The sequence below is a fragment of the Lysobacter sp. Soil_N_23 genome (assembly GCF_057656135.1).
In genome coordinates, this window is sequence record NZ_JBDGKY010000002.1 from 54,391 (window position 1) to 68,416 (window position 14,026).

Genomic DNA, 14,026 nt, shown 5'->3' on the forward strand with positions numbered 1-14,026 from the left:
GGACGGGCAAATCGACGCCAAAGGCTAGGTGATAGCGTGGGCGCATGCCCCTGTCGCCCTTGCCCCTGGCCAATGCCGAACTTCGCCTGGACCGGCACTGGCTGGATCCGGGCGACGCCGATGCGCTGTTCGCGGCGCTGCGCGAGCAGGTGGCCTGGGAAGTGCACCGGATCCGCCTGTTCGGCCGCGAGGTCGATTCGCCGCGGCTGAGCTGCTGGATCGGCGATCCCGGCACCGGCTACCGCTACTCCGGCGTACGTTTCGAGCCCCGGCCATGGCCTGCGGCGCTGCAGCCGGCGCGCGAGCGGCTGTGCGAGGAGCTGGGCATGGACTTCAACAGCGTGCTGGCCAATCTCTACCGCGACGGCAACGACGCCATGGGCTGGCACAGCGATGCCGAGCCCGAACTCGGCCCCGCCCCGGTCATCGCCTCGGTCAGCCTGGGGGCGCCGCGGCGCTTTGCCCTAAAGTCACGCGCGCAGCCACAACAGCGCCTTACGCTGGAACTGCCCCATGGCAGCCTGCTGGTGATGTCCGGCCCGACCCAGCGCAACTACCGGCACGCACTGCCGCGCACGGCGCGGCCGATCGGCGCGCGCATCAACCTGACGTTCCGGCAGATCCAGTCCGCGCCGCTGTAGGAGCGAGCTTGCTCGCGACCTGGCCTTTGCGCGCCGGTGATGCCCGATCGCGAGCAAGCTCGCTCCTACGATCGCGCTGCGGGCTTGTAGTTCTGGCCGCTGACCAGTGTCCAGCCGGCGATGTCGTGGCCGACGACGACCAGCGACTGCTCGAATGCGCGGGCGACATCGGCGACCGCGGTGCTCGTCGCCGGCTGCGCCTGCAGGAACGTGCGCGCGGCGACGATCTTCTGGTCGCGGGTGTTGAGCAGTTTGGCGGCCACTTCTATCGTTGCCGCCGGCACGGCCTGCCCGGCATAGTCCGATTCGAAGCGGCGTATCTCCAGCACCAGCTTGAAGTCTGCCGCCATACCGCTGCCCTGGCGCGCGACGGCGGCGATCCGTCCGGAGTCCTCGAAGGTCCGCAGCAGGGTGTCCTGCAGCATCTCCGACGGTGGTCGTGCCCACTGCGCGCCGCTGTAGATCTGGATCTCGCCAGGCGTCGGCCGCACCGCGATGCGCAGGCTGTCGATCACGCGCGCGCCCACCGGCGGCGTCAGCGCGAGCTGCCAGGTCACCGTTGGCCAGTCCGGGTCAGCTTGCACACGCGGTTCGGGGGCGTAGATGGTCGCGGTGTTGCGCGGCTTGTCGCTCAGGATCGAGCAGCCGGAAAGCAGGGCCAGGACAAGGGACAGTCCCAGGGCAGGCGCCAGGTTCGCTCGCGTCGTCATTTGGGTTCGAACTCCTTGGGCGCGTCGCGGCCAAGCAGGTAGCGGGTCGGGTTGTTGTCGAGGCGGTCGGAGATGCGACGCAGGTCGCGCACCAGCAGGCGCAGCTCGCCCAGGGTCGGCCCGAGCTGGGCCAGGCCGTCGTTGGCGAAGCTGTTGATGGCGCTGCGGTTGTCGGCGAGCACGCCGTTGGCGTTGTTGGCGGCCGAGTCCAGGCGCGTGAGCGTGCTGTCGAGCTTGGCGATCAGGCCGGGCAACTTGGCCACGAGTTCGCGGTCGACGCTTTCGACGGCGTGGTTGGTGGTCGTCAGGGTCACCGACAACTGTTCGCTGGACTTGCGCGCGCTGGTGATCAGCGTGCGCAGGTCCTCGCGCTGGTCGGCGATCGCACCGGTGGCCGCCTCGATGTTGGCCAGCGTGTTGGACACGCGCTTGACGTTCTCGTCGCTCAGCACCTGGTCCATCCGTGCGACCAGGCGGTTGGCGGTGTCGGCGATGTTCTGCAGCGCCGAGGCCTCGGTCTGGATCACCGGCGTCTCGCGGCGGTCGACGTCGGCCAGCGCCGGGCTGCCCGGGTTGCCGCCGGTGAGCTGGATGAAGGGACTGCCGGTGATGCCCTGGATCGACAGCTTGGCGCGGGTGTCGGTCTTGATCGGCGCGCTGGCCTGCAGGCGCAGCAGTGCGATCACGCGACGCGGGTCGTCGGGCGCAAGCCGGAGCGTCTCGACAGTGCCGACCGAAATGCCGTTGTACTGCACCGGGCTGCCTTCGGTCAGGCCCGTCACCGGTTCGGTGAAGAGCACGGCGTAGTTGCGCCAGTCCTTCTCCGAGGTGTACTTGGCCGCCCACAAGGCGAACAGCAGCAACAGCAACGTCACCACGATGGTGAACGCGCCGATGAGGACGTAGTTGGCCTTGGTTTCCATGTCAGGACCGCGGGTCTGGGGCTGTATCTGGATTGGGGGTTGAGTGCTTCAGGTGCATGACATTCATCGGGCGCCGACCTCCAGGTCGCGTTGCCTGGTCTGCTGCGCGGCACGCGCACGAGGGCCATGGAAGTATTCCCTCACCCACGGATGATCCATCTGTTCGACCTCGGCCAGCGGTGCGCAGGCGATCACCTTGCGATCGGCGATCACCGCGATGCGGTCACAGATAGCGTAAAGCGTGTCGAGGTCGTGTGTGATCAGGAAAACGGTCAGGCCCAGTGCCTGCTGCAGCGTGCGGATCAGGCGGTCGAACGCGGCCGCGCCGATCGGGTCGAGGCCGGCGGTGGGTTCATCGAGGAACAGCAGCGGCGGGTCCAGCGCCAGTGCGCGCGCCAGGCCGGCGCGCTTGCGCATGCCGCCCGACAGCTGCGACGGCAGCTTGTTGAGCGCGTCTGCGGGCAGGCCGGCGAGCTTGACCTTGAGCAACGCCAGTTCATAGCGCAGCGAGTCGGGCAGGTCGCTGTGGTACTCCTTCAGCGGCACCTGCACGTTCTCGCCCACGGTCAGCGACGAGAACAGCGCGCCGTCCTGGAAGAGCACGCCGGTGTTGCGCTCGATCGCACGGCGCAGGTCCGGGTCTTCGCTGCGCGCATCCAGGCCGAGCACTTCGATCTCGCCGGCATCGGGCCGGCGCAGGCCGAGGATCGATCGCATCAGCACCGACTTGCCGGTGCCCGAGCCGCCGACCACGCCGAGGATCTCGCCGGGGCGCACTTCCAGGTCGAGGTCCTCGTGCACGACCTGCTCGCCGAAGCGGTTGCTCAGCCCGCGCACGCGCACGATCGGCTCTTCGTGGTCGGGCAGGCAGTGGATGATCTGCGTCATGCTCAGATGCCCATTTCCATGAACCAGATCGCGAAGAACGCATCGAGCACGATCACCATCGAGATCGACTGCACGACGCTGGAGGTGGTGCGTTCGCCCACCGATTGCGCGGTGCCTTCGACCTGCAGCCCCTCCAGGCAGCCGATCAGGCTGATCAGCAGAGCGAACACCGGTGCCTTGACCAGGCCGACCAGGAAGTGGCGCAACTCCATCGTCTCGTGCATGCGCGCCAGATACTGCGGCGGCGGAATGTCGAGGTTGTAGGCGCCGACCGTCAAACCGCCGATGAGGCCGAAGACCATCGCGATGAAGGTCAGCAGCGGCAGCATCACCAGCAGCGCCAGCATGCGCGGGATCACCAGCAGGTCGATCGGGTCCATGCCGAGCGTGCGGATCGCATCGACTTCCTCGCGACTGACCATCGCGCCGATCTGCGCGGTGAAGGCGCTGGCGGTGCGGCCGGCCAGGACGATCGCGGTCAGCAGCACGCCGAACTCGCGCAGGAACGCGATGCTGACCAGTTCGACGACGTAGATCTGCGCGCCGAAGTCGGCCAGGATGTTGGCGCCGAGGAAGGCGACCACCGCGCCGACCAGGAAGCACAGCAGGGCGATCAACGGCACCGCGTCGAGGCCGACCTGTTCCATGTGGTGCACGGTCGCGGTAGGGCGGAAGCGCGAAGGTTCCTTGAACATGCGCAGCAGCTTCAGCTGGGTCTCGCCGAAGAAGCCGATCAGCGCGCGCGCCTCGCGGTAGTTGTCGCTCACCGCGAAACCCAGGCGTGCCAGCGCTGCGCTGAAGCCGTACTCGCGCTTGCGGCGCGGGCGGTCGTCGGCGACGTCCTCGATCGCCGTCACCAGCGCGCGATGGTCGTCATGGAAGGTGAAGGCATCGAATTCGATGCCGTGGCGCCGGGCGAAGCGCAACAGCTGCAGCACGCCCACCGAGTCCATGCGGTCGACCCCGGTGGCATCGACCGCGGCGATGGAATCGGGCGCACCCAGCAGCGCCTCGCCGATCTGGGTGGCGTAGTCGAGGGTCCAGCTGCCGCTCAGGCGAAGACGCGACGGCGCGTGGCCATCGGCGGCGATCAGCGGCGGGTGCGCGGTCGTATCGGTCATGGAGCCTCGGCGCGAGGATACCTGAGTCGGAGGCCGCGGTTGGCGAAGGGGGATTGCGACTGAATCGCAGGCCAGTTGTAGGAGCCAGCTTGCTGGCGATCCAGCCTGTCGGTGGCGGTAACGCCTGATCGCCAGCAAGCTGGCTCCTACAAGAGCGCCGCTTCGCATGCCATTCTTCGCGCCATGTCGAATCCGTCTCCCCTGAGCGCCGCCAGCTACGCCGCCCGGATCAATTTCGTGATCGAGCTGGCCGAGCGCCTGCATGCCTATGGCACCACCGCGCAGAGGCTCGAGGGTGCGATCAGCGCGGTCGCGCAGCAGCTGCGGCTGGAGTGCGAACCCTGGTCGAATCCGACCGGCATGATCCTGACCTTCAGCGACCCGCAGCGGCCGCCGGGCGACAGCGACACCACGCGCGTGATCCGCCTGCCTCCCGGCGAGAACGATCTGTACCGCCTGGCCGAGACCGACCGCATCGCCGAAGACGTCGTCGCAGGACGCCTCGGCCTGGCCGAGGCGCACGCGCAGATGAGCGCGCTCGACCGCCCACCGACGTGGCGCTCGCGCGCGATGCAGGTGCTTGGCTACTGCCTGGCGGCGACCGCGATCGCCGGCGTGCTGCGCCTGCCGTGGCTGGACATCTGCGTGGCCGGCGCCAACGGCCTGCTGATCGGCCTGTTCGTGCAGGTGTCGGAAGCGCAGCCGCGGTTCAAGGAGCCACTCGAAGCGGTCGCCGCGATGTTCGCCGCCAGCGTGACCTTGCTGGTCGCCACCTACGTGGCGCCGTTGAACCAGAACACCGTCATCATCGCCTCGCTGATCGTGCTGTTGCCCGGTATGGGGCTGACCAACGCCGTCAACGAGCTCACCAGCCAGCACCTGGTGTCGGGCACGGCCCGCTTCGCCGGTGCGTTGACGACCGTGCTCAAGCTCGCCATCGGCACCGTGATCGCGCTGTACCTGGCCGAGATGATCGGGCTCGATGCGCAGGTGCGGGCGTCGCGGCCGCAGCCGGAATGGGTGGAGTGGGCGGCGCTGGCGCTGGCCTCGTTCGCATTCGCGGTGCTGTTCCGGGCGAGCCGTCGCGATTACCCGAAGGTGATGGCGGCCGCGGCCAGCGGTTACCTGATTTCCAGATTCGGCGGACAGGCCTTCGGCAGCCCGGCCGGCATCTTCCTGGCCGCGCTCGTGCTGACCGCCGCCGGAAATGCCTATGCGCGCTGGTGGAACCGGCCCGGCGCGATCCTGCGCGTGCCCGGCATCATCATGCTGGTGCCGGGCAGTGCCAGCCTGCGCGGCTTCCTGACCCTGATCCAGCAGCAGGACGTCGATGCCGGCCAGGCCGCGCTGCTGGCGGTGCTCAATATCCTGCTGGCCCTGGTCGCCGGCCTGCTGTTCGGCAACCTGCTGCTGCCGGCGCGTCGCAATCTGTAAGGCCCGTTGTTGGTAGGAGCGAGCTTGCTCGCGATCAGGCGTCGACGTGGCCGATACGCGATTCGCGAGCAAGCTCGCTCCTACAGATCAGATTCAATCCCGCCGGGCAGGCGGGGTAATCTCAACAGTTACCTGATCAGAAACTCTTCGAGCCTGCGCCCGGCCGCGGTATGCGCGGCCAGCCAGCGCGGCTGCTTGCCGCGACCGGTCCAGGTTTCGGCCGGGTCGGCCGGGTTGCGGTATTTGGGCGCTACCTTGCCCATCGCCTTGCGTGCCTTCTTCGGAGCGGCCTTGCTCGTCGGCTTGGCCGTGCGCGCCGGGGCACCGCCGCCGAACAGCTCGGCGATGCTGTAACCCTCGGCCTTGGCCAGCTGGGTGAGTTTCTTGCGGACCGTGGCAACCGGCTTGCGCCTGTTCAGCGTGGTCTTTCGCTTCTTGGCCTGGTTGATCAGGGCGTCGAGTTCTTTCGCCGACAGCGAGGTGATATCGATCGACATGAAACCTCCGGTAAGGGTGGAATTACGGGCGGAATGTCAGGCGTGAATGGATCCGTTGGAATACCGGGCCGATTACCGGAAGGAACGACCGGGGCGGGGGCCGGCAGCGGCAAAGGCCGCAGGAGACGTTGCGGTTGGAAACATTGCGGTTGGAGACGGCGGCGCCGGTGAGGAGGCAGCCAGAACCGTTCAGGCAGCGCAGGATGATAATCCCGCGGCGCCCGCCACGTAAATCAGGCAAATATCAAGGATTATCCGGCGCGGCCAGCAGGACCGCGCCGGAAGTGGCCGATTTGTTGCCGAGATCACTTGCCGAGTCTGGCCATCAGTGCGCCGCGATCGAGATTCTCCGCCTCGCTGGCGCGACGGTGGCGATACTCGAACGTGCCGGCCGCAAGGCCGCGCTCGGAGACGACGACCCGGTGCGGGATGCCGATCAGTTCCATGTCGGCGAACATCGCGCCCGGGCGCAGGCCACGGTCGTCGAGCGCGGTCTCGATGCCGGCGCCATTGAGTTCGGCGTACAGCGCCTGGGCGGCCTGCGCGACGGCGGCGTCGCCCTTGGGGTTGATCACGCACACCACCGCCAGCCACGGCGCCATCGCCTCGGGCCAGACGATGCCGTTGTCGTCGTTGTTCTGTTCGATCGCGGCCGCCACGATCCGCGACACGCCGATGCCGTAACAGCCCATGGCCGGCGTTGCCGCCTTGCCGTTGGCGTCGAGCACGGTCAGCTTCATCGCTTCGGCGTACGTGCGGCCGAGCTGGAAGACGTGGCCGACCTCGATGCCGCGGGCAAGCCCGATCGTGCCCTGGCCGTCCGGGGCGATGTCGCCCTCGACCACGTTGCGGATGTCGGCAACGACGTCGGGCTCGGGCAGGTCGCGGTCCCAGTTGACGCCCGCCAGGTGATACCCGGCCTCGTTGGCGCCAATGACAAAATCGGCCATGGCGGCGACGCTGCGGTCGGCGATCACGCGGATGGCCTGGCGCGGCGCGACCGGGCCGAGGAAGCCGGGTTCGCTGCCCAGGTGGGCCACGATCTCGGCCTCCGTGGCCAGGCGGTACTCGCCCAACCCGGCCAGCTTCGACAGCTTGATCTCGTTGACCACGTGGTCGCCGCGCACCAGCGCCAGCACGAACTGGTCGTTGCCGTCGGCGTCGGCGCCGATGATCGCCACCGACTTGACCGTGCGCTGCAGCGCGATGCCCATCAGCGCGGCGACGTCCTCGCAGGTCTTCTGCGTCGGTGTGTCGACCTTGCGCATCGCTTCGCTTGCGGCGGCGCGCGGACCGGGCGCGGCGGCCTGCGCCAGTTCGACGTTGGCGGCATAGTCCGAGCCGCTATGGAACGCCAGCGCGTCCTCGCCGGACTCGGCCAGCACGTGGAACTCGTGCGAGACCGCGCCGCCGATGGCGCCGGAGTCGGCCGAGACGGCGCGGAACTTCAGGCCCAGGCGGGTGAAGATGCGGCCGTAGGTGTCGTACATGTTCTTGTACTCGGCCCCCAGGTCCTCGTCGCTGAGGTGGAAGGAGTAGGCGTCCTTCATCAGGAACTCGCGCGCGCGCATCACGCCGAAACGCGGGCGGATCTCGTCGCGGAACTTGGTCTGGATCTGGTAGAAGTTGACCGGCAGCTGCTTGTAGCTCGACAGCTCCTGGCGCGCGAAGTCGGTGATGACTTCCTCATGCGTGGGGCCGTAGCAGTACCAGGCCTCCTTGCGGTCCTGGATCTTCAGCAGCTGGCCGCCGAACTTCTCCCAGCGCCCGGTTTCCTCCCACAGCTCCCTGGGCTGCACCGAAGGCATCAGCACTTCGATCGCACCGCTTGCGTTCATTTCCTCGCGCACGGCGCGCTCCACCTTGCGCAGCACGCGCAGGCCCAGCGGCGACCAGGTGTACAGGCCGGCGGCGAGCTTGCGGATCATGCCGGCCTTGAGCATCAGCTTGTGGCTGACGATCTCGGCCTCGGCGGGCGTTTCCTTGCTGGTGTGGAGGTGGAACTGCGACAGGCGCATCGGCTCGGCTTCGGACGTAGGGAAGCGGCCATTTTGCCATGCGCGGAGCCACTGCCGGGCATGGCAGCAACGGCGGTAGGAGCGAGCTTGCTCGCGATCAGGCCTGACCAGTGGCCGAGCGCCTGTTCGCGAGCAAGCTCGCTCCTGCACAGGTCGGTCAGCCGCCGCTGGCGACCGGACCACCCTCGCAATAGGTCTTGATCTGCGCCTCGGCCAACTGGGTGCGGTTGGCGCGCTCGCTGTCGTTGAGGCTGCGGTCGGGCTTGCCGTCCTTGTCCTCGTCGATGGCGACCGGCTGGTTCCCCTGCAGCACGGCCAGGTTGCTGCGGGCGTTGCTGCAATTGGAATTGACCACCGGTTTTGCGGCAGCGGTCGGCGCCGGCTTGCCGGTGTCCTGATGTTGCCCGCGGTTCTTGTACTCCTGGCCCGGCGGTGGCGCATCGGCGTAGTGGGTGACGCCCTGGGCGTCCTTCCACTGGTACACCTTGGCCGCCGAAGCGGGAAGGGCAACGACCAGGCACAGGCCGGCGATGAGGCCGGGCAGCAGACGGAAGGACTGGCGGGGCATGGTGGCTCCAGGCGGTTGGGAGCGGGAGAAGGTCCGATTGCATCACCGCGCCGGGGCGCAGGCAAGCGCTACACTTCCAAACATGGACGAATTGCAACAAACCCCGCGGCCGCGCGGTCGCGGCATCTACCTGCTGCCGAACCTTTTCACCACCGGCGGCCTGTTTGCCGGCTTCTACGCGATCATCGCCGCGACCCAGGGCCGTTTCGACGACGCCTGCATCGCCGTGTTCGTCGCCGGCATCCTCGACGGCCTCGACGGCCGGGTAGCGCGCCTGACCAACACCCAGAGCGAGTTCGGGGTGCAGTACGACTCGCTGGCCGACCTGGTCAGCTTCGGCCTGGCCCCGGCACTGGTGATGTACCACTGGGCGTTGTCGGCGACCCTGCTCGACGGGCCGACGCCCGGCAAGATCGGCTGGGTCGCGGCCTTCCTCTATGCCGCCTGCGCGGCGCTGCGGCTGGCGCGTTTCAATTCCCAGGTGGGCCAGGTCGACAAGCGCTGGTTCATCGGCCTGGCCAGTCCGGCGGCGGCCGGGCTGGTGGCCAGCTTCGTGTGGACCTGCGACGACATGGGCTACAGCGGCGAGCAATTGAGGTATGTCGCGCTCGCCGTGACCGTGGTCGCCGGCCTGCTGATGGTCAGCCGCCTGCGCTATTTCAGCTTCAAGGGCGGCGGTCCGCGCCACGACCGCGTGCCGTTCCTGGCGATCGTGGTGGTGCTGGCGGTGCTGGTGGCCATCGCCATCGATCCGCCGCGCGTGCTGCTGGTGATCGGTGGCCTGTACGCGTTGTCGGGCCCGGCCTATGCGGCCTGGCGCAAGCTGCGGCGCCCGGCAGCGACGGAGGCCGGCACATGAGCGCGCTGTGGAGTCCGCAGCAGCGCGAATGGCTGCAGGCCATGGGCCATCAGGTGTGGGCGCTGGGAGGCGCGCAGTCGATCGAGTCCGGTTCTCAGGCCGTCGCCGATGCGCAGGACGCTCCCGCCGATGCCCGCCGTGAAGCGGCTGCGCTGCTGAGAGGCGAGGGTGCTCCGCGGGCGCGTCAGGCTGCACCGGTACCGCGCGAACCGGCCAGGGCCGACCGCCTGTTGCTGGCGGTGCTGCGTGCGGCCGGACGCGACAGTGGCGATCCGGACGTAGCCGCACTGGTTGCCGACCTCGCCTCGCTGCGCGGCAATGCCGCGGCCAAGCGCGCGATGTGGCCCCACCTGCGGGCGCTGCGCCGACGGAGCGGATCGGCGTGAGCGCGCTGGCCGTCGATACCGGCCAGGCGTCGCCCGCCGGCGCACTGCGGCCCATGCGCGAGGACGACCTCGACGCGGTGCACGCGGTCGAGATCCGCGCCTACGAATTTCCGTGGACGGTCGGCATCTTCCGCGACTGCCTGCGCGCCGACTACCCGGCCTGGCTGCTGCAGCAGGGCGGCGAGATCATCGGCTACTTCCTGATGAGCATCGCCGCCGGCGAGGCGCACGTGCTCAATATCTGCATCGACCCGGCGCGGCAGGGGCGCGGCCACGGCCGCCACCTGCTGCGGGCGATGATGCACGTCGCGCGCGGTCGCGGCGCCGAGCGCGTGTTCCTGGAAGTGCGGCCCTCCAATGCCGGGGCGATCGCGCTCTACCATTCCGAAGGCTTCAACGAGATCGGCCGCCGGCCGCGCTACTACCCGGCGCGCGATGGCCGCGAGGATGCGCTGGTGATGGCGATCGAGCTGTTGCCGCCGGAATAGCCCGGACAAGCCGACGCCAAGCCGGGGCGTGAGCCCAACTTGGCTTGGCCCAGCCGGGCTCAGCCCAGTTTGGCCCGCTGCGAAGCCAGTGCCTCGCGCTGCAGGTTCCAGTCGGCCAGGCGCTTGCGCTCCTGCTCGACCACGGCCGGCGGTGCATTGGCAACGAAGGTCTCGCTGGCCAGCTTGTTGTGGCACTTGCCGATCTCGCCTTCGACGCGCTTGATCTCCTTGTCCAGGCGCGTGCGCTCGGCACCCAGGTCGACCAGGCCTTCCAGCGGCACCAGCAGCTTGAGTTCGCCGACCAGCGCGGTCGCCGCGGCGGGCGCGGCAGCGGCGTCATCGAGGATGGTGATGGAGTCCAGGCGGGTGAGGAAACGCAGCTGCGAGTCGAAGCGAGTGATGCGGTCGCGATCGGTCGCGGTGCAGCCTGCCAGCAGCAACGGGATCGTCTTCGATGGCGCGACGTTGAGTTCGCTGCGGATCCTGCGCAGCGCGCTGACCATCGCCTTGAGCCATTCGACGTCGGCCTCGGCGGCGGTGTAGTCCTGTCCGGCGAAGTCCGATGCCTGCGGGTACGGACGCAGCATGATCGTGGTGTCGGCCAGGCCGAGCTTCGGACCGACCTGCTGCCACAGTTCCTCGCTCACGAACGGCACCAGCGGGTGCAGCAGCGACAGCAGGCGCTCGAGCACGAACAGCAGGGTGTGGCGCGTGCTCTGCGCCGCAGCCGCGTCGTCGCCCTGCAGCGCCGGCTTGGCCAGTTCGACGAACCAGTCGCAGAACTCGTTCCAGGCGAACTCGTACAGCGCCTGCGCGAGCAGATCGAAACGGTAGCTGGCGAAGTGGGTCTCGGCCTCGGCGGCCGCCTTGGCCAGGCGCGAGAGGATCCAGCGCTCTGCATCAGTGACTGGCTGCGGCTGTTGCGTAAACCCATCTCCTCCCAACCCTCCCCTTGAAGGGGAGGGCTCAAAGCCCTCGGTGTTCATCAACACGAAGCGGGTGGCGTTCCACAGCTTGTTGCAGAAGTTCTTGTAGCCCTCGGCGCGGCCGAGGTCGAACTTGATGTCGCGGCCGTGGGTGGCGAGCGCGGCGATGGTGAAGCGCAGCGCGTCGGCACCGAACGCCGGGATGCCGTCGGGGAATTCCTTGCGCGTGGCCTTCTCGATCTTCGGTGCATCCTGGGGCTTCATCAGCCCGGTCGTGCGCTTGGCCAGCAGATCCTCGAGCGAGATGCCGTCGATCAGGTCCAGCGGGTCGAGGACATTGCCCTTCGACTTCGACATCTTCTGGCCGTGCGAATCGCGAATGAGGCCGGTGATGTAGACGTCCTTGAACGGCACGCGGCCGGTGAAGTGGTCGGTCGCCATGATCATGCGCGCGACCCAGAAGAAGATGATGTCGAAGCCGGTGACCAGAACGCTCGACGGCACGTAGCGGTCGAATCCGCGCTCGGCCATCGCCTGCTCGTTGGGCCAGCCCATCGTGCTGAACGGCCACAGCTGCGAGCTGAACCAGGTTTCCAGGACATCGCTGTCCTGCGAGAGGTTGACGGTATGGTCGAGCGAATGACGCGCGCGGACCTCGTCCTCGTTGCGGCCGACGAAGATGTTGCCCTCGTCGTCGTACCAGGCCGGGATGCGGTGGCCCCACCAGAGCTGGCGGCTGATGCACCAGTCCTGGATGTTTTCCATCCAGTGGCGATAGGTGTTGATCCAGTTGCCGGGGACGAGCTTGACGTCGCCTTGCTCCACGAGTTCGAGGCCGCGTGCGGCCAGGCTGTCCATCTTCACGAACCACTGGTCGGTCAGGTACGGCTCGATCACCTGGCCGGTGCGGTCGCCGCGCGGCACCTGCAGCTTGTGCGGCTTGGTCTCGACCAGGCGGCCGGCGGCTTCGAGGTCGGCGAGCACGACCTTGCGCGCCTCGTAGCGGTCCAGACCACGGTATTTCTCCGGTGCGTTGCCGTTGACCGCCGCGACGTGGGTGAAGATGTTGATCAGCGGCAGGCCGTGGCGCTGGCCGACGGCGTGGTCGTTGAAGTCGTGCGCGGGCGTGACCTTGACCACGCCGGTGCCGAACTCGCGGTCGACATAGTCGTCGGCGATGATCGGGATCTCGCGGTTGCTCAGCGGCAGCGTGACGGTCTTGCCGATCAGGTGGGTGTAACGCTCGTCGAGCGGATGCACCATCACCGCGACGTCGCCGAGCATGGTTTCCGGACGCGTGGTCGCCACGGTCAGTTCACCGCTGCCGTCGCTCAGCGGGTAGCTGATCGACCACAGGAAGCCGTCTTCCTCTTCGTTGACCACTTCCAGGTCGGAGATCGCCGTCTTCAGCACCGGATCCCAGTTGACCAGGCGCTGGCCGCGGTAGATCAGGCCCTCCTCATGCAGGCGCACGAACGCCTCGATCACCGCCTGCGCGGCCATCGGGTCCATCGTGAAGACGCTGCGCGACCAGTCGCCGGACGTGCCCAGGCGGCGCATCTGCCGCTCGATGGTGTCGCCGGAGTGCTGCTTCCACTCCCACACCTTCCCGATGAAGCCGTCGCGGCCGAGGTCGTCGCGGGTCAGGCCGTCGCGGCCGAGGTTGCGCGCGACCACCATCTCGGTGGCGATGCCGGCGTGGTCGGTGCCCATCTGCCACAGCGCATCAAAGCCACGCATGCGGTGGTAGCGGATCAGCGCGTCCTGCAGCGTGTGCTGGAAGGCGTGGCCCATGTGCAGCGTGCCGGTGACGTTCGGCGGCGGCAGCAGGATGGTATAGGGCTCGCCCTTGCCGCTGGGCTTGAATACACCGCTGCGCTCCCACTGCTCGTACAGGCGGGTTTCGAACTGCTTGGGGTCGTAGCTGGAGGCGAGGGTGTCGGTCATGGTCGCTTTGCTTCTTTCTTAGTTTGCCGTCATCCCCGCGAAGGCGGGGACCCAGCGTCTTCAGGTGTTGCCGTCAGGCGGACTCGTTGCCGGGAAGCATCGAAGTCGCTGGGTCCCCGCCTTCGCGGGGATGACGGGGCGAGGGGCGATGACGGGGTGAGGCGCGGTGACGTGGCCTTACATGTCGTGCTTCTTCACATGTCGTGCTTCTTGAGATCCAGCCCACGCGCCTGGTACTGCTTCCAGCGCTCGCGCAGCGGGCCACGCGCCGAGTCGTCGGCGGGCACCACCTCGAGCACGCGCTCGAAGCTGCCGGCCACCGGCGCGTCGCGCAGGTTGATCACCACCGGTCGCATCGGCGTGTCCGAATCGGGCGTGGCGATCAGCACCGGCGCCAGGTCGTCCTCGTCGTCACCGGCGAGCTGGTGCGGAATGTAGGCATTCTCGTCGAATTCCCACAGCAACTCGTCCAGGCGCTGCGCCTGCTCGTCGTCGCGCACCAGCACCAGCGTCCACAGGTTGGCGTCGTGCGCCTTGCGCGCGAGCTCGCACACCAGCAGCAGCGGTTCCTCGCGGAACCGCTCTTTCTGGATCAGGTAAAAGTCCGCGCGCGCCACGCG

General features: G+C 68.1%; 13 protein-coding genes and 1 pseudogene. 5 read left to right on the forward strand and 9 right to left on the reverse strand.

Features of this window, described 5'->3' with window-relative positions; all coding sequences use genetic code 11:
* Positions 1 to 44 precede the first annotated feature (44 nt).
* Positions 45 to 641, forward strand: coding sequence for an alpha-ketoglutarate-dependent dioxygenase AlkB family protein (locus AC3A3X_RS02055; RefSeq protein WP_487581404.1), 597 nt, complete (start codon positions 45 to 47; stop codon positions 639 to 641).
* 65 nt (positions 642 to 706) lie between these two features.
* Here the strand turns inward: AC3A3X_RS02055 and AC3A3X_RS02060 are convergent, their stop codons facing one another.
* The 4 genes from AC3A3X_RS02060 to AC3A3X_RS02075 form a co-directional block, all read right to left on the reverse strand.
* The gene (locus AC3A3X_RS02060; protein ID WP_487581405.1) at positions 707 to 1,351 is read right to left on the reverse strand and encodes an ABC-type transport auxiliary lipoprotein family protein; all 645 of its coding nucleotides are present in this window, start codon (positions 1,349 to 1,351) and stop codon (positions 707 to 709) included.
* Positions 1,348 to 2,274 carry an MlaD family protein gene (locus tag AC3A3X_RS02065; protein WP_487581406.1) on the reverse strand — a complete coding sequence of 309 codons (927 nt, stop codon included), beginning with the start codon at positions 2,272 to 2,274 and terminating at the stop codon, positions 1,348 to 1,350. The genes AC3A3X_RS02060 and AC3A3X_RS02065 overlap by 4 nt, the downstream gene beginning before the upstream one ends.
* 63 nt (positions 2,275 to 2,337) lie before the next feature.
* On the reverse strand, positions 2,338 to 3,162 hold the full coding sequence (locus AC3A3X_RS02070; protein ID WP_487581407.1) for an ABC transporter ATP-binding protein: 825 nt from the start codon (positions 3,160 to 3,162) through the stop codon (positions 2,338 to 2,340).
* 2 nt (positions 3,163 to 3,164) lie between these two features.
* On the reverse strand, positions 3,165 to 4,283 hold the full coding sequence (locus AC3A3X_RS02075; protein ID WP_487581408.1) for an MlaE family lipid ABC transporter permease subunit: 1,119 nt from the start codon (positions 4,281 to 4,283) through the stop codon (positions 3,165 to 3,167).
* A 183-nt stretch (positions 4,284 to 4,466) separates the two neighbouring features.
* Between AC3A3X_RS02075 and AC3A3X_RS02080 the strand changes: the two genes are divergently transcribed.
* A complete protein-coding gene (locus AC3A3X_RS02080) occupies positions 4,467 to 5,717 on the forward strand; it encodes a threonine/serine exporter family protein (protein WP_487581409.1) in 1,251 nt (416 codons plus the stop codon).
* Between the two features lie 134 nt (positions 5,718 to 5,851).
* On the opposite strand, the pseudogene AC3A3X_RS02085 reads toward AC3A3X_RS02080, so the two are convergent.
* From AC3A3X_RS02085 to AC3A3X_RS02095, 3 genes and pseudogenes are all read right to left on the reverse strand, one after another.
* Positions 5,852 to 6,214: pseudogene (locus AC3A3X_RS02085) on the reverse strand (H-NS histone family protein); the annotation flags it as partial.
* 305 nt (positions 6,215 to 6,519) lie between these two features.
* On the reverse strand, positions 6,520 to 8,232 hold the full coding sequence (locus AC3A3X_RS02090; RefSeq protein ID WP_487581410.1) for a proline--tRNA ligase: 1,713 nt from the start codon (positions 8,230 to 8,232) through the stop codon (positions 6,520 to 6,522).
* 157 nt (positions 8,233 to 8,389) lie between these two features.
* On the reverse strand, positions 8,390 to 8,800 hold the full coding sequence (locus AC3A3X_RS02095; RefSeq protein WP_487581411.1) for a DUF4124 domain-containing protein: 411 nt from the start codon (positions 8,798 to 8,800) through the stop codon (positions 8,390 to 8,392).
* Positions 8,801 to 8,882: 82 nt separating this feature from the next.
* Here AC3A3X_RS02095 and pssA point away from each other — a divergent pair, with 82 nt between their 5' ends.
* Genes pssA through rimI form a run of 3 tightly spaced genes read left to right on the forward strand, consistent with a single transcriptional unit; the run spans position 8,883 to position 10,533 of the window.
* Positions 8,883 to 9,659 (forward strand): CDP-diacylglycerol--serine O-phosphatidyltransferase, encoded by a 777-nt coding sequence (pssA, locus tag AC3A3X_RS02100; RefSeq protein WP_487581412.1) that lies wholly within the window; start codon positions 8,883 to 8,885, stop codon positions 9,657 to 9,659.
* Positions 9,656 to 10,045 carry an alanine acetyltransferase gene (locus AC3A3X_RS02105; protein WP_487581413.1) on the forward strand — a complete coding sequence of 130 codons (390 nt, stop codon included), beginning with the start codon at positions 9,656 to 9,658 and terminating at the stop codon, positions 10,043 to 10,045. Before pssA ends, AC3A3X_RS02105 begins: the two co-directional genes overlap by 4 nt.
* Positions 10,046 to 10,098: 53 nt before the next feature.
* On the forward strand, positions 10,099 to 10,533 hold the full coding sequence (rimI, locus tag AC3A3X_RS02110; RefSeq protein ID WP_487581616.1) for a ribosomal protein S18-alanine N-acetyltransferase: 435 nt from the start codon (positions 10,099 to 10,101) through the stop codon (positions 10,531 to 10,533).
* Between the two features lie 59 nt (positions 10,534 to 10,592).
* Here the strand turns inward: rimI and AC3A3X_RS02115 are convergent, their stop codons facing one another.
* Together AC3A3X_RS02115 and AC3A3X_RS02120 are read right to left on the reverse strand one after the other, a co-directional pair.
* Entirely contained in the window at positions 10,593 to 13,406 is a 2,814-nt protein-coding gene (locus tag AC3A3X_RS02115) for a valine--tRNA ligase (protein ID WP_487581414.1), read from the reverse strand.
* A gap of 194 nt (positions 13,407 to 13,600) precedes the next feature.
* Positions 13,601 to 14,023 carry a DNA polymerase III subunit chi gene (locus AC3A3X_RS02120; RefSeq protein WP_487581415.1) on the reverse strand — a complete coding sequence of 141 codons (423 nt, stop codon included), beginning with the start codon at positions 14,021 to 14,023 and terminating at the stop codon, positions 13,601 to 13,603.
* Between the last annotated feature and the right edge of the window lie 3 nt (positions 14,024 to 14,026).

Bases quoted from the DNA above. Each gene is read 5' to 3' on its own strand.
- AC3A3X_RS02075 (WP_487581408.1), bottom strand. From the start codon at position 4,283: ATGACCGATACGACCGCGCACCCGCCGCTGATCGCCGCCGATGGCCAC.
- AC3A3X_RS02095 (WP_487581411.1), bottom strand. From the start codon at position 8,800: ATGCCCCGCCAGTCCTTCCGTCTGCTGCCCGGCCTCATCGCCGGCCTG.
- rimI (WP_487581616.1), top strand. From the start codon at position 10,099: ATGCGCGAGGACGACCTCGACGCGGTGCACGCGGTCGAGATCCGCGCC.
- AC3A3X_RS02060 (WP_487581405.1), bottom strand. From the start codon at position 1,351: ATGACGACGCGAGCGAACCTGGCGCCTGCCCTGGGACTGTCCCTTGTC.
- pssA (WP_487581412.1), top strand. From the start codon at position 8,883: ATGGACGAATTGCAACAAACCCCGCGGCCGCGCGGTCGCGGCATCTAC.
- AC3A3X_RS02065 (WP_487581406.1), bottom strand. From the start codon at position 2,274: ATGGAAACCAAGGCCAACTACGTCCTCATCGGCGCGTTCACCATCGTG.
- AC3A3X_RS02055 (WP_487581404.1), top strand. From the start codon at position 45: ATGCCCCTGTCGCCCTTGCCCCTGGCCAATGCCGAACTTCGCCTGGAC.
- AC3A3X_RS02115 (WP_487581414.1), bottom strand. From the start codon at position 13,406: ATGACCGACACCCTCGCCTCCAGCTACGACCCCAAGCAGTTCGAAACC.
- AC3A3X_RS02090 (WP_487581410.1), bottom strand. From the start codon at position 8,232: ATGCGCCTGTCGCAGTTCCACCTCCACACCAGCAAGGAAACGCCCGCC.
- AC3A3X_RS02105 (WP_487581413.1), top strand. From the start codon at position 9,656: ATGAGCGCGCTGTGGAGTCCGCAGCAGCGCGAATGGCTGCAGGCCATG.
- AC3A3X_RS02080 (WP_487581409.1), top strand. From the start codon at position 4,467: ATGTCGAATCCGTCTCCCCTGAGCGCCGCCAGCTACGCCGCCCGGATC.
- AC3A3X_RS02070 (WP_487581407.1), bottom strand. From the start codon at position 3,162: ATGACGCAGATCATCCACTGCCTGCCCGACCACGAAGAGCCGATCGTG.